Origin of the sequence: Pantoea osteomyelitidis, from assembly GCF_044342975.1 — a bacterium.
In the GTDB taxonomy this organism is placed as follows: Bacteria; Pseudomonadota; Gammaproteobacteria; order Enterobacterales; family Enterobacteriaceae; genus Pantoea; species Pantoea osteomyelitidis.
This window is the reverse complement of the sequence record NZ_JBGFSN010000004.1, coordinates 707,569-727,325: the sequence shown is the minus strand read 5'-3', so window position 1 is coordinate 727,325 and position 19,757 is coordinate 707,569. Positions and strand designations below refer to the sequence as shown.

The 19,757-nt window shown below is 48.2% G+C and carries 30 protein-coding genes; 5 read left to right on the top strand and 25 right to left on the bottom strand.

What is annotated here, in order from left to right:
* Positions 1–2 precede the first annotated feature (2 nt).
* From ABU178_RS08480 to ABU178_RS08410, 15 genes are all read right to left on the bottom strand, one after another.
* Positions 3–398: a protein singed gene (locus tag ABU178_RS08480; protein WP_397213799.1), complete on the bottom strand. Its 396-nt coding sequence runs from the start codon at positions 396–398 to the stop codon at positions 3–5.
* Positions 395–685 carry a hypothetical protein gene (locus ABU178_RS08475; RefSeq protein ID WP_397213797.1) on the bottom strand — a complete coding sequence of 97 codons (291 nt, stop codon included), beginning with the start codon at positions 683–685 and terminating at the stop codon, positions 395–397. Before ABU178_RS08475 ends, ABU178_RS08480 begins: the two co-directional genes overlap by 4 nt.
* 42 nt (positions 686–727) lie before the next feature.
* Positions 728–1,864, bottom strand: a complete 1,137-nt coding sequence (locus tag ABU178_RS08470) for a P22 coat - protein 5 family protein (RefSeq protein WP_397213795.1) — start codon at positions 1,862–1,864, stop codon at positions 728–730.
* Between the two features lie 88 nt (positions 1,865–1,952).
* Entirely contained in the window at positions 1,953–2,717 is a 765-nt protein-coding gene (locus ABU178_RS08465) for a DUF6651 domain-containing protein (RefSeq protein ID WP_397213793.1), read from the bottom strand.
* Between the two features lie 88 nt (positions 2,718–2,805).
* Entirely contained in the window at positions 2,806–3,918 is a 1,113-nt protein-coding gene (locus ABU178_RS08460) for a hypothetical protein (protein ID WP_397213791.1), read from the bottom strand.
* Position 3,919: 1 nt separating this feature from the next.
* Positions 3,920–5,308, bottom strand: coding sequence for a DUF4055 domain-containing protein (locus tag ABU178_RS08455; protein WP_397213789.1), 1,389 nt, complete (start codon positions 5,306–5,308; stop codon positions 3,920–3,922).
* 2 nt (positions 5,309–5,310) lie between these two features.
* Complete coding sequence (locus ABU178_RS08450) at positions 5,311–6,627, bottom strand: phage terminase large subunit family protein (protein WP_397213787.1); 1,317 nt, start codon at positions 6,625–6,627, stop codon at positions 5,311–5,313.
* Entirely contained in the window at positions 6,596–7,600 is a 1,005-nt protein-coding gene (locus tag ABU178_RS08445; protein ID WP_397213785.1) for a terminase small subunit, read from the bottom strand. The genes ABU178_RS08450 and ABU178_RS08445 overlap by 32 nt, the downstream gene beginning before the upstream one ends.
* Positions 7,600–7,863 (bottom strand): hypothetical protein, encoded by a 264-nt coding sequence (locus tag ABU178_RS08440; protein ID WP_397213783.1) that lies wholly within the window; start codon positions 7,861–7,863, stop codon positions 7,600–7,602. The genes ABU178_RS08445 and ABU178_RS08440 overlap by 1 nt, the downstream gene beginning before the upstream one ends.
* 3 nt (positions 7,864–7,866) lie before the next feature.
* Entirely contained in the window at positions 7,867–9,255 is a 1,389-nt protein-coding gene (locus tag ABU178_RS08435; protein ID WP_397213781.1) for a methyltransferase domain-containing protein, read from the bottom strand.
* Positions 9,242–9,856 carry a ParB/Srx family N-terminal domain-containing protein gene (locus tag ABU178_RS08430; protein WP_397213779.1) on the bottom strand — a complete coding sequence of 205 codons (615 nt, stop codon included), beginning with the start codon at positions 9,854–9,856 and terminating at the stop codon, positions 9,242–9,244. Before ABU178_RS08430 ends, ABU178_RS08435 begins: the two co-directional genes overlap by 14 nt.
* 78 nt (positions 9,857–9,934) lie before the next feature.
* A complete protein-coding gene (locus ABU178_RS08425) occupies positions 9,935–10,177 on the bottom strand; it encodes a hypothetical protein (RefSeq protein WP_397213777.1) in 243 nt (80 codons plus the stop codon).
* Complete coding sequence (locus tag ABU178_RS08420; RefSeq protein ID WP_397213775.1) at positions 10,177–11,133, bottom strand: hypothetical protein; 957 nt, start codon at positions 11,131–11,133, stop codon at positions 10,177–10,179. Before ABU178_RS08420 ends, ABU178_RS08425 begins: the two co-directional genes overlap by 1 nt.
* A complete protein-coding gene (locus ABU178_RS08415; protein WP_397213773.1) occupies positions 11,115–11,609 on the bottom strand; it encodes a hypothetical protein in 495 nt (164 codons plus the stop codon). The genes ABU178_RS08420 and ABU178_RS08415 overlap by 19 nt, the downstream gene beginning before the upstream one ends.
* A gap of 137 nt (positions 11,610–11,746) precedes the next feature.
* On the bottom strand, positions 11,747–12,136 hold the full coding sequence (locus ABU178_RS08410) for a hypothetical protein (RefSeq protein WP_397213771.1): 390 nt from the start codon (positions 12,134–12,136) through the stop codon (positions 11,747–11,749).
* 300 nt (positions 12,137–12,436) lie between these two features.
* Between ABU178_RS08410 and ABU178_RS08405 the strand changes: the two genes are divergently transcribed.
* Positions 12,437–13,003 carry a hypothetical protein gene (locus ABU178_RS08405; RefSeq protein ID WP_397213768.1) on the top strand — a complete coding sequence of 189 codons (567 nt, stop codon included), beginning with the start codon at positions 12,437–12,439 and terminating at the stop codon, positions 13,001–13,003.
* Positions 13,004–13,070: 67 nt separating this feature from the next.
* Here ABU178_RS08405 and ABU178_RS08400 read toward each other — a convergent pair whose 3' ends face one another.
* From ABU178_RS08400 to ABU178_RS08355, 10 genes are all read right to left on the bottom strand, one after another.
* Positions 13,071–13,409, bottom strand: a complete 339-nt coding sequence (locus ABU178_RS08400; RefSeq protein WP_397213766.1) for a M15 family metallopeptidase — start codon at positions 13,407–13,409, stop codon at positions 13,071–13,073.
* A complete protein-coding gene (locus tag ABU178_RS08395) occupies positions 13,396–13,740 on the bottom strand; it encodes a phage holin family protein (protein ID WP_397213764.1) in 345 nt (114 codons plus the stop codon). Before ABU178_RS08395 ends, ABU178_RS08400 begins: the two co-directional genes overlap by 14 nt.
* 323 nt (positions 13,741–14,063) lie before the next feature.
* Positions 14,064–14,360 carry a Hok/Gef family protein gene (locus ABU178_RS08390; RefSeq protein WP_397213762.1) on the bottom strand — a complete coding sequence of 99 codons (297 nt, stop codon included), beginning with the start codon at positions 14,358–14,360 and terminating at the stop codon, positions 14,064–14,066.
* A 145-nt stretch (positions 14,361–14,505) separates the two neighbouring features.
* The gene (locus ABU178_RS08385) at positions 14,506–15,060 is read right to left on the bottom strand and encodes a DUF1133 family protein (protein WP_397213760.1); all 555 of its coding nucleotides are present in this window, start codon (positions 15,058–15,060) and stop codon (positions 14,506–14,508) included.
* Positions 15,057–15,344 carry a DUF1364 domain-containing protein gene (locus tag ABU178_RS08380; protein WP_397213758.1) on the bottom strand — a complete coding sequence of 96 codons (288 nt, stop codon included), beginning with the start codon at positions 15,342–15,344 and terminating at the stop codon, positions 15,057–15,059. The genes ABU178_RS08385 and ABU178_RS08380 overlap by 4 nt, the downstream gene beginning before the upstream one ends.
* Positions 15,341–15,940: a DUF1367 family protein gene (locus tag ABU178_RS08375; RefSeq protein WP_397213756.1), complete on the bottom strand. Its 600-nt coding sequence runs from the start codon at positions 15,938–15,940 to the stop codon at positions 15,341–15,343. The genes ABU178_RS08380 and ABU178_RS08375 overlap by 4 nt, the downstream gene beginning before the upstream one ends.
* Positions 15,941–15,986: 46 nt before the next feature.
* Complete coding sequence (locus ABU178_RS08370; RefSeq protein WP_397213754.1) at positions 15,987–16,187, bottom strand: hypothetical protein; 201 nt, start codon at positions 16,185–16,187, stop codon at positions 15,987–15,989.
* Between the two features lie 171 nt (positions 16,188–16,358).
* A complete protein-coding gene (locus tag ABU178_RS08365) occupies positions 16,359–17,228 on the bottom strand; it encodes a phage replisome organizer (protein ID WP_397213752.1) in 870 nt (289 codons plus the stop codon).
* Between the two features lie 12 nt (positions 17,229–17,240).
* Positions 17,241–17,708, bottom strand: coding sequence for a toxin YdaT family protein (locus ABU178_RS08360; protein WP_397213750.1), 468 nt, complete (start codon positions 17,706–17,708; stop codon positions 17,241–17,243).
* A 55-nt stretch (positions 17,709–17,763) separates the two neighbouring features.
* Positions 17,764–17,991, bottom strand: a complete 228-nt coding sequence (locus tag ABU178_RS08355; protein ID WP_397213748.1) for a transcriptional regulator — start codon at positions 17,989–17,991, stop codon at positions 17,764–17,766.
* Between the two features lie 91 nt (positions 17,992–18,082).
* Between ABU178_RS08355 and ABU178_RS08350 the strand changes: the two genes are divergently transcribed.
* The 4 genes from ABU178_RS08350 to ABU178_RS08335 all read left to right on the top strand — a co-directional run bounded on the left by ABU178_RS08350 (position 18,083) and on the right by ABU178_RS08335 (position 19,757).
* Positions 18,083–18,448 carry a hypothetical protein gene (locus ABU178_RS08350; RefSeq protein WP_397213747.1) on the top strand — a complete coding sequence of 122 codons (366 nt, stop codon included), beginning with the start codon at positions 18,083–18,085 and terminating at the stop codon, positions 18,446–18,448.
* A 399-nt stretch (positions 18,449–18,847) separates the two neighbouring features.
* Positions 18,848–19,048 carry a cell division protein FtsZ gene (locus ABU178_RS08345; protein WP_397213745.1) on the top strand — a complete coding sequence of 67 codons (201 nt, stop codon included), beginning with the start codon at positions 18,848–18,850 and terminating at the stop codon, positions 19,046–19,048.
* Positions 19,049–19,117: 69 nt separating this feature from the next.
* Positions 19,118–19,390 (top strand): DNA breaking-rejoining protein, encoded by a 273-nt coding sequence (locus ABU178_RS08340; RefSeq protein ID WP_397213743.1) that lies wholly within the window; start codon positions 19,118–19,120, stop codon positions 19,388–19,390.
* Positions 19,391–19,499: 109 nt separating this feature from the next.
* Entirely contained in the window at positions 19,500–19,757 is a 258-nt protein-coding gene (locus ABU178_RS08335) for a hypothetical protein (protein WP_397213741.1), read from the top strand.

Sequence of the window (19,757 nt, the reverse complement as noted above, 5' to 3'; positions counted from 1 at the left end):
CATCAGCCTCGCTCTACGCGTAACTGAGAATTGCTTGCTCCCCAGGGTTTGAGTAGCGCAATCGCAAGCTGTAAATCAGCTGGTAACAGCGAGGCATCCGCCGCACTGATTTCAGTGAACGTTTTAGATACCGCGACGCCGTCAGCTTCCACCGATTTACTGGTGAGCACACCTGAGTCTGTTTTCTGCTGAAATAACTTACCTTCAGCAGCTACCGATGCAGCGTAAGCACCAGCCAGCTTCACGTTTTCGGGAATATCGTCAGGAGAAAAGCCGCGAAGACTGAATGTGTTCATCCATGCATTAGCCATGAGCACAGCTTTTGATTTAGCGCTGTCATTAGCCCATTCCTGACCAAGAAGCCTGTCCACATCTTCAACAGTGACATAGGTAATCATGTTTCTTTCCAGCCGTTTGATTTCCAGTTATCTACCTCATCAGGATGCACATCGGCCGTTTGCGGCCCGCCAGGAAAAGCAGGGGCATCGATGAACATAGCGACCAGATCCTGGCCATACTCTTTTGCAGCGTCCGGGGCGCTGCTGGTTTCCCCCGCTCCGTTTTCGGAATTGTTGTTCGCTCCCTGTGTTAATGGTGGCTGTGAGGTGCTGGTATTTTCCTGCTTCGCCTGTTCTTGCTTTGCTGCTTCGCGCAAAGCACATTGCTCTTTAGTAAGTCCGGCCATTTTTTTCTCCATTATGAAAAAAGGGGCCGAAGCCCCGGATAATCAGCCAAGCAGCAGAACTGCGTGCTCCGGTTTGACGGAAGCCACGCCCCACGCCAGACCTACCTCATAACGCACCTGGCGGTACTGACGGTATAAAGCGATCTGAAATGTGATCCCGGATATCGGATCCGTAACGTTCATCACGTCATCAGCTGTATCGCCGCCCTGAGGCATTGCTGGCGTACGGGATGCCAGCAGCAGCGCGTTGCGGTCAAAAGCCATATTCGCGGCAAATCCGCCAAGCACGGTGATTGCGGTATTGTCCGCTAATGGCTTACGCAGCCCCGGAGCGGCAATCGTTATGAAGGTTGCGGTTGATGCAGCGACAATATATTGGTGCTCGTCGCCTTCAAATTTCACAACGGAGCCTGCCGGAATGGCACCGGTGCCGGTATCGATAGCGATGAGCACATCACCTTCTGATTTATTACCGTTGACCAGATACCCTTTTGCAGCTGCAGCCGGCACTCTGACAACACCTGCTGAATTATGGATGTTGAATCCCTCCAGACGGCCCAGCACCCCCTCACGCAACAACTGATCGGTACCAGACTCGTTTACCTTGAACAGTACTGATTGCTTACCGCGCAGATTTGCAATAGCCGTAGAGCCAAGAACCATCTGCAGGTCGGTCGTAGGCGCACCATTATCTTCCAGTACCTGCCGTGCAAGCGCGGCATCAGTCAGCTCGTCTTTGATACCAAAAGGCGTGACGCCAGCGGCGCCCACGGCACGGGAAGAACGGAAATAAAGCGCTCCCAAATCAGCATCAACTTCGTTAGATAATGCGCGAAACGCCTGTTTAAACTGGTCAGCAAGGATAGTGTTGTAGGTTCCTGTCGGACCCAGCGCCAGCTGTTCCTCCCCGTTCCATTTAACCGGTGTCATCTTGGATTTAGTGATTTTTACGTCAACGTTTCCAATATTCGAGTCGCCATCGTTTGGGGCGGTGGCGCCGGGAACAATATCGACCGTGGTGGCGACCGGCGCGACCGGTGCGGTTACGGTCTGGCCTTTGGCCGCTGCGTCCGCTTTGGTATTACGGGCAACCGAAGGGATAAAACCGACCTGTTCGCGAGAAACGGTATCCAGAGCGGTATAGATAGTCGGGATCAACCCTGTGAGGGTATTCGACATTGTGATTTTCCTTGGAAATAAAAAAAGAGACAGGTTTCTGAGCTATCCAGCTCTGGCGCCAGCACCATCCGGAAACTGGCAAAATTGTTTAGTCAACGATGGTCATACCGTCTTTGAGAGCGGCTTGTTTGCTCGTCGCATCGAGGGATTCAAACGCAGCTCGTTTCATGGTCTTCTGACCGAGAGAATGCTGGCTTGCCTGAGAACCATTACCGCTGGCGCCGCTGGCCTTCAGGATGTGATCTTTCTGCGGGTACTGTTCGACAAGAAATTCCAGTGCCTCATCAAAAGTGGCCAGCTCACCTGGCTTAGCGCGGGAGTAAATCTTATTGCCCGAGCCGTCATAAGCTACGATGCCGCCGTCTTCGATTTTGAAGGCCTGCCCGAAGCGGGCCTGTACAAAGTCGAACGGGATGGCCATTTTCTCGGCAATATATTTTGAAGCTGTAAAACTGCCGCCGATTTTGGCTTCATACAGCTGGCTTTCAAGGGTCTTACTGCGGTTCTCTGCCTCTTCGAGTTTCGCCTGAAAAGACTGCGTGATCTCAGCCTTGACCTGGTCAACCGCACCGGCATCGATGAGTTTTTTCTGGTCGATTTTTGCCATCATTTCCAGCGCTTCAAGGGCCTTAGTCGGATCAGTGATACTGCTGAATTTCCCGAGTTTTGCCTCGGCCGCTTCTTTGGCTTCGCGATGAGATTTCGCTTCGCTATTCAGCGCGGTGATTTTCCCGACAGCCTGTGTCGCATCAAACCCAATCTCTTTACCATCCTCATGCACATAAACGGGATTGCCGTGATTATCGACGACTGCATACTGCTGGCCGTTTATTTCAGTTATTTTCAGCTTCATGTTCTTACCTTTTTGTCAGGCTCTACGCTTTTTCCTGAGCGCAGAAATAAAAAAGGCCGCCTGAGCGACCTGTAATCAAAATGGAGGGTTAAATTCCCGCGTCGGCAAATGCCCTGCTGTCGTAGATGCGCAATTGCTCCAGCGTCAGCCACTCTCCCTTATCGTTGTAAAATTCATCCGGCGTCATACCACCGTCACGTAACAGGCGCGCCCTTTTCTCACCGAGAATTTGTTTCTGACGAATGAATGGCTGGCGAAGCAACCATTCACTGTAAGTGGTATCTGCGGCCACCTGGCCATCCATGCTTGCCCTTTCGCTCTCTGACAGCTCGCGCACATCAATGCCAAGCTCATTAGCGGATTTGAGGATTAAGGTTTCGGTAGAGCGACAGCAGAAATGAATTTTCCCCGGTCCCTGTAAATAAGGAATTTTGTGCCCTAAAGGTTTACCGTCCAGCGTGTACTTAAGTCGATCCCGGACGATACAAAGTCGGGTTGTGCGTATATCAAGCGTGGAAAGCCATTGTTTACCTTTCAGGATATCGCTGTTAGCGTTGGCGAAGCTGTTACGCGCCGCCGCTGCTATATGACTTACGGCTGTTTTGGCTATGCTGAAAGCATTGCTCCGACACAGCTGCAGCGCTCCGTCCTGATACCCTTTGTTAGCGTGTCCCCGCATCTTCTTCGCAATACTATGGGTTGTATCGCCGAGCAAATAGCCCTGGCGTACTGTGTTAACGATACGGGCCATTCTGTCCGCCTCCAGCTGGCTGGCCCACTCGCGCAACAGCCGTCCCTGAAAAGGCTGCGACATCGCCGCGGCATAAACCATATCTGGCGAGACAGCCTGTAAAGGAAAATGGCTTTTAACCACATCTGGCAAAAGCGCATCGAAAAGGCTCAGCTGATAACCGGTTTCATGAGAAACAAATTGCCCTAATTCAGCCATAAGGCTGCTTTGCATTGAGGAAATCGCCTCTCTATTGATATCACGTACGCTGGCGAGCAAACTTTCCAGACGCATAACGGTAAAGCTGGTGGGTTCCAGGCTATCCAGTGCAATCAGCAAGCGCGAAGTCAGCTCTGCGTCGCTTTCATTAAGTAACTTTGTCATCCGGTTAGCGACACCGGTACTGTACCGACTGATCCAGATAGCGTGAGCAATGGATTCGTCACGAAGTTGCTCATTAATTGTCGCCATGTCAGCTGCCTGTCATATCCGGGGAGGGATTCAGCAGCTCATCAATGACATCTTCGGCTTTTGCATCCGGATCGATAATTTTCAGTTTTTGAAGCGCGCGAACCGCATCTATCCGGCGAATATCGCCCCCCTGACGCAACGACTGTATAGCCTGTGCGGCAGACGCATCGAAAGTTTGCTCAGCCACATCCAGCTCTGTACGAACATCAACATTCCCGCCGCTTTCAAGACCAACCCACTCGGCCATAATCTGGAGGATATTATCGAGCGCATCTTCAAGAGAGTTTGCCATGGTATAAAGCGGTGAACTCACCTGCATTTTTTCTTCATGGGTTTGATCAACGGATTTTGTCGACGTATTCTCCGGGCGCACCAGCTTCGCGCCAGCCTGGCGCATCTGGTCTTCTAAATCATTTAACGACGTTTTACCTGCGCCGATAGCCGAACCCGTATGTTCCACATATTCGACGCCCTGCGTTTCACGGCTGCTGAAATTTGTCGCGCTGGATGCGCCAATCGTCAGCACCTGGCCTGTTTCCAGCCCATAGGTAACCAGAATAGGCACTCGCGCAACATGCATGATGTTGTCCTGCTCGCTCTGGCTTTGCCAGTGCTTGATATTCAGATGCGCCAGCTCCAGTAATGGAGGCCTGCCGCGCATAAACCCGGTACGTTTGGTGTAGAGCGTCACCAGAGGAATATCTTCACGACTTGTTTTCCACTCATCGTATTTAGTCCACACGCTGATACGTTCTGAGTTTTCACTCCGGCGCCAGATTTCCACCTTTCCCGGCATAATGTGGCGGATTTGCTCAATCTTTTTTTGTTCGAAGTTTTCACCTTCGACCACTACGATTTCCCGGATCCTGAGTTGGGTCAGAATTTCTTTTCCCTTTTTTATGGCTGAACGCCAGCCAATCACCTGCCGCGGATTAACGATTGTGGCATAAGGTCGGGCACCGCTTGAAAGCTCATCTGCACGCGTTCGTATTTGCGCTGAATCCATCCGGGGAAAGTCCACCAGCGCATGAGCCAGTCCGTACTGTAATCCAAGACTGAAAAGCTCCTGTGCCCAGACGTCAAGGCGGGTACCGGACATATCAAAATCTTTCGTAAGGTTTGCTATTTGCTCCGGCATGTTTTCACTTAGCTGAACCGGCTCAGCAAATACACGACCGCAATCCTGTTTTATCGTTTCTTCGTAAGCAGGGAGGAGCGTTGCCACATCTAAGCGCTTTTTGTAATCCTCTTTATCTTCGTTAGGCCAGCGTGGCATATACCGTTCGCCGAGCTGGCGCATATAAAGCGTGCCGCCCATAAGGGCATCGTTGATATCCCACGCTTCGACCATGTCGTTGTAATCGAGATTGGGGGTAGAAATATCTGGCATGATTAAATTCGCAGTTTGGTAACCGTTCCGGTGGCTTTCGCAATGGGATAAAGAAATACAATCGGATATCCGCCTGCATCGTTAGGATGATCGAAGCCTGCTTTTTTATCCGGCTCGTCTTTATCGTTATAAATCTGACGCTCCAGAGATTGAGTAAATTTCGGGCATTTTTGCGTATTGACCAGCATCCGCCGTTCGCCATAGGTGTTACACAGCATGGCGTTGAGGGAGTTGACGCGATCTTTTACTGCCGGATTCGTGTTGTTTACCCGAACCGTGAAGTTAGCAGTCTTCAATAAAGCAATATCGGATTCGCTGGCGTTGCTGGACTTTCGGTTATTACCGGACGCATCGGGGTAAACAACAATTTCGTGTCCGTAATAGCGGGCCTTGATTTGTTTAATCATGGCCGGGGTGTCGAAAACATTCATAAATTCATCCACCGCACGCGGCAGGCCATCACGAATGACATAAACAACCGCAGCCATTTTGCTGACGTTGAAGTCCATTCCGATATGCAGGATGTCGCCCCGCTGTACGGTGTCGTCAGTATGGTTCTGGCGCCGGTCGAAACAGTAGTACACAACCCCCTGATAGTTCTCGAATGACGCTTCGTATTCCTGGCGAAACGTTCGCGGATCCATTTTCCGGCGCGCAGCTTCCAGCTCTTCGGGCGGAACGTTTCCGCCATCAACGGACGTATAGAGCCAGCTTTTATGATCCGGCTCCCGGCCATCCTGTCCAGCCAGCCAGGTGTCGTAACAATGGTTAAAGCCTTTCGGTGTGCCAATACGCAGAGCATGGCCACCGATGTATTGGACACCCTCAATGGCATAACGACAGGTCGACAGCATCGGGCGAAGAACTTCTTCCCAGGCCTGATACGGGCAGTCGGCCCATTCATCGACAAGAACAAAGAAAAGACCCGAACCGCGAAGATCGTCGTAATTGTTGAGGCCAACACAGCGGATTACGTGTCCGCTCATCAGCGTTATTGAAAGCTCCGTCTCATTGGGTTTCGATTCACGCCAGTGCGGCGGAATAGCCTGTTTCAGACGGCGCCAGAAAACACGTTTAGCCTGTTTCAGCGTGGGCGCGCAGTACCAGATTTCATCCTCAATACTGACGTCCCATTTTTGCGCCAGCCTTGCCGCACGGCGCATCTCAGCTTTGCCAAGAAAAGTTTTGCCGAATCGTCGGCCACAGACTGCATCACGGAAACGAGCCTCTTTTTGCCATCCCCAGACGTATATATTTGCCTGCTTTGGCGTGAGTTTGACCGAACCGTTAAAGGACTGGCTTACCGGGAGGTGGTTCATCGGGGTTCAAACTATGTAACTGGTAATCTTCTTCAGGAACGGGAGGCAAAGATGTTTTGCCGCCTTCCCTCAGTGCTAAATACCGCAACAGGTCACGGCGCGCAGCTTCCTGGTTGGCCAGCTGTAATTCGAGGCCGAACTTTGTCTGTTTTACCCCGGCATACAGGTATCGTTCGCGGCCTTCCAGGGTATCTGTATCGGCAATGAAAACTTCGCCCTCGCCTTCCCCACAACAGCGGGGACAGTCAGGGTTAGGTATGGCATTAGCAACGAAACCTATGCCGCCATATTCAGGCTCAGCTTTGTCGCTGCGGTATGCTTTTTCTGCTGCTCTGTCGTACTCATCGATATCGCGCCACTGATACAGGAATTTTTCTCCCCAACAGTGACGGCAATTCACACGGCGGTACTGAACCAGTGCATTCGGATCTGCGCTGGCTATGGATACCAGCTGATGAATAATTTCATCCTCAGCAAATGAAAGGCGTTTCTGGCGCCGTTCTCTGAGGTAACGAACAGCCCGCGAGACCTTAACATTCCTTAACAGCCTGGAGGCCGCCGCGTAGGTTGCGTTTCCCTCTGCCTGATAGCCAGCCAGACGGTAAGATTCAACGAGCGATTTCCCCGCCGCGTGATACTCAGCAAAAATCGCCTGCTGCTCTGAAATCCCGAATTCTTCCGGATCGAAGCCGTTTTCAGTCTTTGCAGAAACGGAGTTTTTTGAAAGGAAATGCTGCTCTGAAAAAGGTGATCGTTCATGGTTATTTTTGGCGGTGTCGCTTTCAGGGGCAAAAATTTTTTTTGCCCCATTTTTTTGCCCCTTTTTTGCCCCTTTAATTCGCTTCCAGCCTTTTTTATCGGCCATGTAGCGTAAGGCTTTTACGGTGATACCGTACTTTTCCGTTATAGCCTGAAGGGAAAGCACACCATCACAATAATCTCGCTCGATTGCTTTCTCATCCGGCGTGTTCATCAACTACTGTCCTGCTCTTGCTCTCGCCTCATCAACTTCGTATAGGCGTAGGCGTCACCGTTTTTAGCTCGCTTGTAAAGCGCGTCTCTTAATTCCGCTTCGCCTTTGGCCCTGCCTATACGAATCGCTTCTCTGAACTGACGTATATTTTCCCTGTCCTTTTTCAGCGCCTCCAGATTGATTGCCAGTACATCTGCAATCTGCTGTTCTGTTAACCGCCTGGCCGCCCATCCCTGAACCTTTTCTAAATTCAGGTCAGACATTCATTACTCCAGTTTGAATGCTCTCAGGACGTCAGCTGAACGCCCGATTCGCTTGTTACCGGGCAATTCAAGCTCGAACTCATAGCTGATCGCCTTCTTCAAATCGTCCGGTTTTGATGGCTGCTGAGGAACAGCCTGTACCTGGAAAGATGATTTACTGTCCACCAGCGAAATGAGTTTCAGGTCGTAGTCAGCAACGATCTGCATGATGTCTTTTTCAGAATGGAATTTTTGATAAAACCAGTGCCCTTTTCTGTATTTCGCTGTGAAGTTATTTTCATCAAGAAAAAACAGCTTCGATTTTTTTGAGGCAGATTTTTTGAGGTTTAACGCAGCGAGTTCAAACTCCAGCCGTCGCCCGGAGAAGAACAGCATTCCGCCGGGTTTACATAACCCTCTGATGAAATGCAGGACGCTTTTTTCTGCCTCGGGGCAATCCACACTGTTGAGTACGCTGTCGCAAATGACGTAGTCAAAGAGGCCATGCTCTGTCAGCGAATCACACATATCAGTAATCATCCGGTTAATACTGGTGATATCCAAAATGTTGCTGGCGCCAAGCCTGCGGAAAAGTTCTACGTCCAACAGATTGAATCCTGCCTGACGCAACCTTTTGGCGTAATCGCCCTGACCTGATCCAAAGTCGATACCCCTTAAAGCTCTTCCATCCTGATGCGAACTAAGCCAGGGAAGAACCAGCCCTTCATATAGCCGGGAGCGGTTTTCTTTGCTCCTGCCGGAACGCAGGCGCATCATCTGAGCATATGTCTGGACGTAGGTATGCTTTTCGAGATGGTTGTAGCTAAATACCCCGTAGGTGCGCTGCAGATACTTTCTGTAAAGTGCTTTCTTCTCGTCAGGAATAACGTAAACCGTCAGCGGTGCATTAACACTACGAGAAGCCAGCGCATACTGAGCGCAATGGATGACCTCGCCCGAACGGGTAGCCACACAACCGCCCCAGGGACCGAAACGGAGGATCATCTCTGAGATTTCGCGGCGGACATACGCCATACGCGAACGAAAATTACCTGTGAGCTGTTGGGGCTGAACCACACAAAACCCCGATTTATTACTCAGCCCGGTGATCACACACCTTTCATCGCCGGAGTCCTGATCGGTGCCGTTATGCAGCTGGTTAAAGCGCAGCTCATCGTAAAGAGTTGTCTCGACCGGCAGAACGTAAACGGCAGCTTTGGTTACTCCGAGCTTACGCAGTGCGCGGGTTCGCTGGTGTCCGGCCACCAGCAGATCGCCCCGGACTATCAGAGGCTTCACCAGCCCGAGAACCTGAATACTTTCAGCGAGGACGGATAAATCCTCTTCACCTATGAAACGCGGGTTATATTCGGCGCCACGTAGCGCGGAGATGTCATAGTTAAGCTTCAGCATGACTGTTCCCCAACAGGTGATTTACGAATCCGAAAAACGAACCATTTTCTTCAACGTAATCATTCAGCGCGTTCATCAGCCCGGAGGCTTCAGTTTCTGACAGCGGTATTTTTTTCCGGCTGAATGTCAGGTAATTGATATCGACGCCCGCGTTATCCTCATCCTTTTCAAAATCGATGGGTTGATGCTCACCCAACAGATCATCCAGCTCGCGGTCATCGAACCCCGCCAGCAGCAAATCAAAGTTTTCAGCCTGCAGATCGACCAGCTCATTTTTTAGCAGGAATTCATCCCAGCCGGCATTAAGCGGCAGGCGGTTATCTGCCAGCCGGTAAGCGCGTTTCTGGACGTCACTCAGCCCTGCCAGGGTAATACATGGCACTTCATCGATCGCCAGCTGCTCCGCCGCCATAACCCGGCCATGACCGGCAATGATTTCACCGCTTTCATCCACCAGCACAGGATTGGTCCAGCCAAACTCCTGAATGCTGGCAGCAAGCTGTTCGACCTGCTCTGTGCTGTGTGTTCTCGCGTTACGTGCGTATGGTATTAATGCTTCTAAGTGCAGGTATTTCACCTGAAGCCTGTTTTTGTTATTCACGCAGAAAAATCCTCTGGTCTGAAAAATATCGAATCAGGAAAGCCAAATTTGAAAATTGATAACGGTACTTTTTGGATGTCAGGTCAGCGCAAGCACCAGGCTGTTTGAACCCGGCGAAGCGCGGGCATAAATATCTCCGCTAACCTGGTAGGCAGGTCCCTCTTTTCCGGCAGCGATGTAATGTCCTTTAAGGGAACGGTCAGGAGTGCCAGTTGATTCGCATATCTCACCGTAACCGCTGACAGCGCTCAGCAAGGCCGTATCGGCACCGGCTGTAACCAGTGCCCATTCCTGATAAACCGTGATATTGGTGGTTGGCATTATTCCTCCAGCGTAATGCTTTGCATGTAACGGGTTCCCCAGTGATGGGCCGAAAGCGGCAGAGAAAAAGAATCCTCAGGCGTCTGGTATGTATCTGACGCGCCGTCGCTCCAGCTAACTGTCAGCCTGTTGATACCGGCTGTCGCAATAATTGCTGTTGCGGCGTTTCTGGTCACTTTATCTGTACCCGTCAGAATCGGTGAGGTCGCAATAGTTCCTGCTTCTACCTGCACAAAACCTGTCAGTAATGAACTGCCCAGCTTTCTGTAATGTGAAAACGTGTAGGTATCCGCAACAGGCAACTGACAGAGGGCATAAAGATAATTCGCTGTGTCCCTGCGTCCGACGTAAGTACGAACCGCCCCTTCTGCACGCAATGTAGAAATAACGCGTGTCCAGCTCGACAAATCCGTTATCGGAGCAGGCGCTTCAAGCCATGCCGAAGATGTCTGGTCGTAAATGCCGTAGAGCAATTCATCCGTGTTAACGCTTGCGATAGGGCCACCGTCTGGACCTTCAGCAACGGCGTAACCGGACGTAGGGGTGTAAATGAAGTTGCCAGTACTACCGTTAATCCGAGCCGTGTCTCCACGCATTTCAGGCTGAAGGTTGACAGCTGCAGGCTCCGGGGCGTGTCTGCCAATAGGCAGTCCATCTTTGTACTCAACCGGCCATTCATTCTCATCGGAAAGATGCAGATGGCCATCGCTGTCCCAGTAAAAATGTGGCGGGCCGGTATATTTTATGCGGGGATCTGTTGAGTCGGAGGTAAGGTCGATAAAACAATCGTTGTGCTTTTGAACACCGATGGTGAAAGCACCTGCCATCCAGATGCCCTTCTTCCCTGTGCCGCCAATTACCGGCACGTTGGTCATTTTTAGCATGTTTAGGCCATAAAAAAACCGCCCGAAGGCGGTTTGAATGATTTTGATATTACTTAAACTTTGATACCACAAGCAGTAGCGAAATCGGTGACAGCTTTAGTTGATCCCACCGCATCCGCGCTAAAGCTCATCTTTTTGTTAACAGCCTCGACATTAAGACCAATTAATACTTTAGATTGCGCTTGTTTGAGCTGAGTCAAAATATTTACAAGCCCATCTTGTGTAGTTGCAGCTTGAAGATATTCATCATTGCGCTTAGAGAAATTACCCTGCAAGCTTACCGGGTCGTTTGAATCAACCTTAACAATCATAGTGACAGGGAGAGATTCTGCTGCTTTGTAATCACCCTTTTCAACATAAGCCATACTCAAAGAATCTTTGGTACAATCGAAAATGATTCCATTATTCATAGAAATCATTCCTACAAGCATCGCCTGTTTGCCACCTGAAAAAATATCATCTTCTACTTTCGCATCCCAATCAGCATGAGCACTAAAACTGGCCATACATGCAAGCGATAGGATCCCTGCCAATAAATTCTTTTTCATAGACACGTCCAAACCTTTTTAGGATTTTTATTTAGCGTAAACAAGAGTGTACCGAAAGCATATCGCAACTCATACAATGGCTTCCAGTAAAACTGTTTACCAAAATTGATAGGTCAATAATGTTGATTCGCAGGCAATCAAGTCTTTCGCTGTTTCCTTTTTAGCTTGATACCTCCGTTAGGACCAGCTTCTACCTCTTCATAGTCTTTGAAAATTGCTATGAGAAGAGTTAATCCTATTGCTGATGCTGCAATAATTGCCGATATCTCAAACCCAGAAAAAGCTGCTGCGGCAGTAGGGGCGACAGCTGCGAATCCTGCAAGAGAAGCACCACCACTGACAGGTGCCGCAGCAAGTGAAGCAGCTAAAGCCGCAACTGCCACAACAGACAAGCCTCCGGTTGCTATTCCAATTTTTTTACTTCTCCTGAGATTTTTGGCCAGCTCACCTTCAACTAAGATGATTTCAACCTTTTTATCCTTTGCTTTCTTAAGCTCTTCTTTTGTAGTAACAACAGTTTCATTCATTGCTTTAACACCAAAAAAGTAAGGGTTGAAAATTTATCGGCAATTGCAAATGAAACTTCAATCAGACCAATCAGCAATTGCAATAACTGATTGTTTTTATTGCAAATGATCTAGAGGGCACTTAAGGAAAATAAAAAGAATAATATCTATCGTACTTTTACTGCCAAAACCAATAAACCCAATTGATTTTTCCAGTAAATATGCTTATATAAACAGCAGCTTCTATTTATAAAAACTCAAGGCAGGGCAATATATTTGCCTGTAAGCAATATAAAAAATCACCCAAAGGGCAATAAACAGATGGAAATTTCAAGCCAACCACTTACCTTCAATTTCTCTCACTTTGAATTTTTAACCCTTCATACAGGTCAACATGATAAATTCATGGCTGCTTGTGAAACAGAAGATGATATAGGCGTAGTGTTAAGGCTACACTTAATGCTTGAAAAAGATCTTGAAGCTTGGTGCATATGTGCATCCCAAAACAATAATATATTTAGAGGATTCGGCGAAAATCTTAACCTAGACTTTTCAGCAAAAAATCAGCTTGCCTTTAACTTCGGATTAAGTGAATCACTTAACAAGTTAATTAAAAGATTTAATAAAATTAGAAATGTTAGAGCTCATCAGATAGATAGCTTTGCTTTGACTGATCCCGAAATCGAATCTTTAACGTCTCTCGCCAGCCAACACTATCCAGATAACTTACTTGCTGTTAACGAATTCCAAATCCAAATTAGGGGCGGAGAACCACTTTCTTTTACTGATAAAGGCACGCCTAACCGCCTCAAATTGGTCATGCTTTACTCAGTGTTGAAAATGCGAATGTGCGATGAAGCTTTGCGCATGATAGGCAGGAAGCTTTGAAATGAAAAATTTATTGCAAAATAAATCTTCTCATAACCAAGCCTCATAAAGTAATTTGAACCACAAATTATTGAACGCCCTGATAAGCCAGGCTGAAATGATTTCCGTCAGGCTTACTGAACCGCCCACCCCAGCTGCCGCCGATTGATTCCCAGTATTTACCGAGAGGCTCATAAGCCGCACTGTCGGTCTGGTATTCACCATCAATAAACAGATTGAAATCTACTGCCAGACGGCGGGTATGCAAACTATTAGCGATGCCCTTTCCCTGTCTCGCATTGAGCTGGGCCTGTTCGGGTGTCCGATAAGCCTCACCAAATGTCAGCTCATATCCATTGCCGTATGCCCAAGTAATCAGCCGCCCGATCATCCGGGTAAACTTTCTCTGATGTTCACTCAGTTTCATTCGCATTCTCCTTACGTTCGATTCCTGCGCGCCGGTATACCAGCCCGAGCGCCATATCACGCAAGCGATCGGCACCGACGAAACCAACCAGCGCCCCGGCAAAAGCGCCGCTGTTATACGGAAGGCCCATATGTTCCAAGAGTGCGGACACTGCAACGGCGAAAATGCCACAGATAAGAGCGCCGGTAGCGGTGTACAGCCAGGGTTTACCGGAACGTATATCGCAAAGTGCAGAAATGCCCAGCGCAGTCAGTCCCGCATAGATTGATGGGGCATATATTGACAGCCAGTTTTCCAGCTGTTCCCACCCTCCGGGCGGTGTATGGTTCATTAATATCTCCGGTCTGAATGTAAAAAAAAGACTCACCGGAGTAAGTCTTTTTTAATTGAGAATGAGTTACTGCACGTTTTGCAGACATAAAAAAACCCCGCGTTAGCAGGGTTGGTATTTAATCGCTTTTGCTTACAGCTTTGCGAAGCATAGCGCAATTGAATCAACTTTCGCGCAAGAAAGCAATACCTGCTTTATCGCTCCTGTTTGATAACAAACTTATAAATAGAAGGCTAATCATATTAAATATTAAAGAATGGGTGCGTTGAGATTATGCCACAACCGCATAAAGAGTGGCGGGGATTGCTCCCCGCCGGTTGCTCTTACTTAATGGATTCGTAAGCCATGTAAACAGCAACGTCTATCAGACCGGTTTTGATCTGGACCTCACAGAGATCCTTTCGCATTACCAAAGCGATAACAAAAATCGCTGCTATCAGAATAGAGGCGATAAAAATCGCCCTGCGCTGCTTCATGGTTGCTTCTCCTTGCTTTTCAGCTCGTAAGAGGCTACCTTTACGTTGTTGGACATAAAGACGGGCCTCAGGTTGATTTAAAGTCTCCTGGGGCTTTTCTCTTTCTGCCGTCTGCAAATGCTTAAGGCAGAAAGCCTCAAGCACCCGCCACAATATTATATATTGCGATTAGTAAAATCAATTAAATACGGTAACGACAGCCATCATTCAATGATAATTAAATATTCATTATTCAAATTATATTTACACAAACATTTGATACAAAAATAATTATTAATAAAACTCATCGTTACCTGAACCTTTTGACATTTACACCAAAAGCTTCGCACATTGGCTGATACAACAAATACTCTGCAAAGGTCAGCCAGGTATCAATCCGGCTTTCGCATGTTCTCAGGCACCATTCAGGATGATTTTCATTAAGCTCCCGCGCCATCTGCTTCTTGCTTTTACCGCGCCCGATATAGCGATCATGAATGATGTATAACAGGCCCCTGTGCTCTTCCAGAACGCCACTTATCACCCGATCAATGAGCAGCGCTTCTGCATCAGTACAGTAAGCTAAGCTGCTTTTCTGCCTGGCACTCAGTAAATCACTGAGGTAAAGCGCCAGCTCTGATTTACTCAGCCCTGAGTTTTTCAGGTACTTCTGAGCCTGGGCTAAGGCCGTTTTAGTTACCTTTTTCGTGCTCAGGAGCTGGTTAAAAACATTGCCTGTCTTTCCTTCGCCAATATAGGACCATCTTCCCCACATTCTCAGCTTTCCCTGTATCCAGACACTTTCCAGCGTTCGCAGGCGTATCTCTTTTCCGTCAGCTTTGCCGCAGGTAGAGGGATAAATCATTTTGCTTCCTTCCTCAGTAAAGCCTGTGTACGTAAAACGCCTTCAGCATGAAACAGGCGCAGCTCCTCACGGGTGAAACAGGTACGGATTCGCCCGTCTACGGCATCGTGGCAGGCACTACAGGCGTGGGCGCCCTGCTCATCATCCGGTTTCAAACCTGCACCACAGGTACCGGCCAGCCGGTAATGAGCGAGCACAGTAGTTTCAGGATTGAAATTACAGATGCCCGGTATGCGTATCTGGCAGTCACGGCCACGCGCAGCATTGCGTAACTTTTTGCTCATGCCGCGTACTCCAGCAGCTGCGCGGCGGCGCTTTCTGCTGCCTGGTATGAAGGGAATTTACGAAACAGAATGTAGTTCCACAGAACGTTCAGAACGGATTTATAAAGCTGGCGAAACTCCGGCTCATCCATCTGAGCGAATGAAACTGATTTTGCCCGACGTCCACGGCTGCCGTCCGGGTAGATATGTTCACTATAAAATCCCGCCTGGACAGTGACCCACTCGCGAAACGCATCGAATGACTTCAGCAGTGCCATATCTTTTGTGCGGTTATAAGTTACTTCATTCAGGTAGTGCTCAGCAGCATCAGCCAGAGCGGTTTTATAACCGGTGCCCGCAGCTTTGCACAGGAAACTGACGAACCCGTTTAAAAGATGCTGCTCTTCAGGTGTAAGGGCGCCACCTGATGGCGTCCAGTATTCGTAACCAAATTTCAGCAAGCTGAAAAAGCGTTTGTGAAAAAGATAATTACGCGCCTGGCGAACATCGCAGTTTAGCCAGACACCGGATTTTAAACCCTGTATATATTCTGTGGCCCCGGGGTTAGCCGGGGCCAGAAATTCTGATGAAGTTTTTATTAAATATATCTGCGCCATCATAACCTCCGGTGGCACAGCAATTACTCAGCAGGCTGTTCAGGCCTTATTTGCTATTATAATCTGACTTGTCAGGACAAACAACCTTGTAACCGGCAGCCTGAGCCAGCTCAAGAAAAACGTTTAAACTGGCAATATATTCATTATCGTTGAGTTTTCTTGATGAATAATATTTACCGTTTTTCATGGTAACCACAAGGCGGCCTTCCTCAGGCATTTCTAATGAAAGATGATTTAAAATATCCATTTCATAAATTTTCGTTGCGTCGCCATACCATCCTTACCTTTTCCCTGCCAGCTGTACTTTAATACAGGTGCGTTTACAGCAAGTAAACTACCGGATTAAGCTGATAAAACCTTCCATGATCTCGCTCACCCTTTAAGAATATAACTCCGAGTAGTTACGAGCAAAATTTATTCACTCGCTTCTCCAGCCCTCAGGAGTTGGATAATTTGTACCGGTATAAATTTCACAGGAACCATTACCGGGAATTAAATAATTTTCTTCAAAATGATGGCCTGAACCGAGAAACCTTGATGCCTGCATAACAAATTCGGTTCCCGTTTTTCTCGTTGCGGCGATGTACGCAGCGTAACGTGCAGCACCTGCAATCATTTTATCAGGGGGGATATTCTCACTCAGCCTGTTATCCCAGGCTTTCAGGGCTTTGGTTTTTGAATTGCTACCTGCACGTTGCGGATAAATTTCCCAGAACGCTTCGAACGTCGGCGTAACCGCGTCACAATCAGATCCCTGTGTCACATCCCCGTGGGGGACTACAGGGGGTTTATTATTTATATCTCTTCTTTTCTTATCTTCTCTTATCTGTGGCGTTACGCTGTTACTGTCACATGACGTAACGTTACGTGACGTTACGCTCTGTGATCCCATCTCACGCTGCTTTTTCCTTTCACGATATTCACGTGCCCGCTCAGCCCCTGATTTTGCAGGCTTTCCGCCGTTTCTGGCATTAGCTGAAGTAGCCTGTCGCTTATCCCATCCTTTAACCCTGTTACCGTCTAAAACGCGCCCCTGCATGGCAGAAATAACAGACTCAACGTTACGCTCCGTCACGTCGAGTGCGCTCGCTATATCCTCGTTCGTTACCGTCACGGAGTGTAACGTTACGCCGTTTTCGTCACGCGTTACGTTTTGTGACGCACTCACGAGTAACTGCAAATAGATTGCCTGTACGAGCGCAATCGGCTCGCCGGAGACTCTCGAAATAGTTCGCCATTTCGGATCGTTCGGCATGTCATGCCATAACCTGAGCCATGAATTAGCCATGTTTATGCCTGTCTATATTCCAGCAGACGCAGATAACCGTCCGCCGGTACTGCTTAAAACCGCAAATCGCATTGCCTGAAGAGCTGCGATCGCCTCGTCTCTTTCACGAATAATATGTTGCGCGGGTGCGCCAAGATGGACTGCGTTTACGGCTTCTACGCTTTCTAACGCAGCTAACCTGACAGGGTTAAGCGATTGTTCCAGTTTTGCGCGCCGGATTACTGGCATTGCAGTCAGTACAGCCGGGATCAACTGTCTGGCCATCTTTCGGTATTGCCCCTCCCGCCTGAATATGCGCCTCAATCGCTGTGCAGCATTACGAATATCATTCTCTGTATTTACGGCTGGCAACAGCTCGCCGCGACCGAAATGATGATATGCCTCCGCTACCTTTGCGCCTGCAGATTTCCAGGAGATTTCAGCAGCCCATTCTTCTAACTTGTTTGCCACGTTACGAACAACCAGACTGCTGATTTCCATGTTTCACACTCTCCTTAGCAGAAGTGTTAATATCTCATCTCAGGCCTGCTGAGGTTTAACTTACTGTGAATTCAGGCCAGATTTTATGCCAGTCGTCAGGGCGCATATCGGCTCGTGTAACAGCTCCTCCCGTCACTTTTTCTATCTCAATGCAACGGGCCGGAGATACTGACGCCGCACCTGACACTAGTTGAGAAAGGTATGATGTTGAGATATGTAGTTCCCTGGCTAAGCGTGTTGCTTCACCACGTTTCGCATTTTCAAGATAAATTTTAAGATGCATGGTCCCTCCTTAGGTAAAGCAAATTTACTAAAAAATAAACCAAAGCGTCAAGTTTTTGCTAATCAAATAAACACTAAGCAATAATGCTTCAATGGACATTAAAGAAATAAGGCGTCAGCGCCTGAAAGAATGGTTCGCCGGAAAATCTCTGCCCGAACGTGAGAAAAGCTATCTGTCTCAGCTCATGAACGGCAAATCCTCATTTGGAGAAAAGGCGGCCAGAAGAATCGAGGGCGACTACGGTATGCCCCTTTCCTTCTTGGACACGCCTTACGGGAACAAAGACGAGGCGCCGGTCATCGAACTCGATGAGCAGGAAAAAACTCTTATAGAGCTTTTTCGCCGTTTGCCTGACGCAGGCAAAAAGGAGATGCTTCAAAGTGCCGATGAAAGAGTGCAGGAATACGATGCGCTTTTTGACGAACTGATGAGGCTCCGACAAAACCCGTTAAAATAAGTCTTTTTTGATTGAAACCACCGCCTCCTGCCGGGATGCGGTGTTTTTTTTGCGCTCTGCGTTTACTTAACACTTTACATTCCGTTTAGCATTTAGTAAATTCAGCTACAGAAGCACACAGCAACCGCTGAATACAACCAGACAAACGCATGAGTTATCTGTGTTGCAGCCAGAGCAAAGTAGCCAGCCTGAGGCGTATGAACGAGACGGCAGTGTGTTTTTATTGATTTGCACAGCAGTTACTTAACAAACGTTCCGCTGGCCAGCGTTACCGGCAAGAAAAACAGTACATGGAGTAAATACCGCCCTGCTCATACAGAGGGATTCGTTGGAAAGCTGGCGACAGCGTTTGACGCCTCAGCCAGCTTACGAAAATTAAGTCTGACTGAGGCTATTTGAATGAAAGCGACAACTGTCATTCCGCGCAGCGAAATCAAGCCGGGAATGCTTGTTGAATACCGTGGCAAGCTCTGGCGCGCATCAGTAAATTCAAATAAAGGGCTGTATTTACATCGACCTCATGAGCAAATCCGGTGTACTGATACACACGCAGAAGTTTATAAATCAATTCTTACCGGGTCTGTAATCCAGACCAATTAAAAATGCAACACCAGGGAAAATATGCCGCTAAACCGGCAGGAAAGTACTCATCTTAAATAAGGAATGCATATGAAAGTTTACGATTTCAAAATCAGACCGCTTAATAAATCGCTTGCAAGCTTCAACTGCAACAATAAGGTAAGCGGTGTTATCCACCTGGAAAAAGACGGTGTTACTACTGTTGTTATTGACGGGCAATATAATCTCGGCGTTTACGATTGTCCTTATTGTGCTATTGAAGCAATTACGGATTTAACTTTCCTGATAGAAGCAGCGGAGGCAAAACTGCGTGCGACCAGAGCGGGTCAGGAGCCCGTTGTGTTTAGCGTTGAAATTCATTAAGTGGCCGGGGGTGTAGCTCAGAGGAAGAGCACCCGCCTTTAAATTCAGCAATGCGGGAGGTCGCCGGTTCGAGTCCGGCCACCCTATTACCTCATTTGAGGAAATAATCATGGCAGTTATATCTTTGTCGTTCAGGGCAATTACTATCCATAACGGAGAAAAAGCTTCTGTCTCTTTAACAGTAAACGATTTGAAAGAACATGTCCGCATATTAATAAGTGAAGGATATTTAAACTTAAGCGATATAGCAGAGGAAATGACCGCTCAGATAAAAAATTGCGATAAAGAAAACCTGACTCGCATTCTTCCAAAAGAAACACTCAATAAACTAAATGAGATTTATTCTTTTATCGAAAAAGGAGAATAA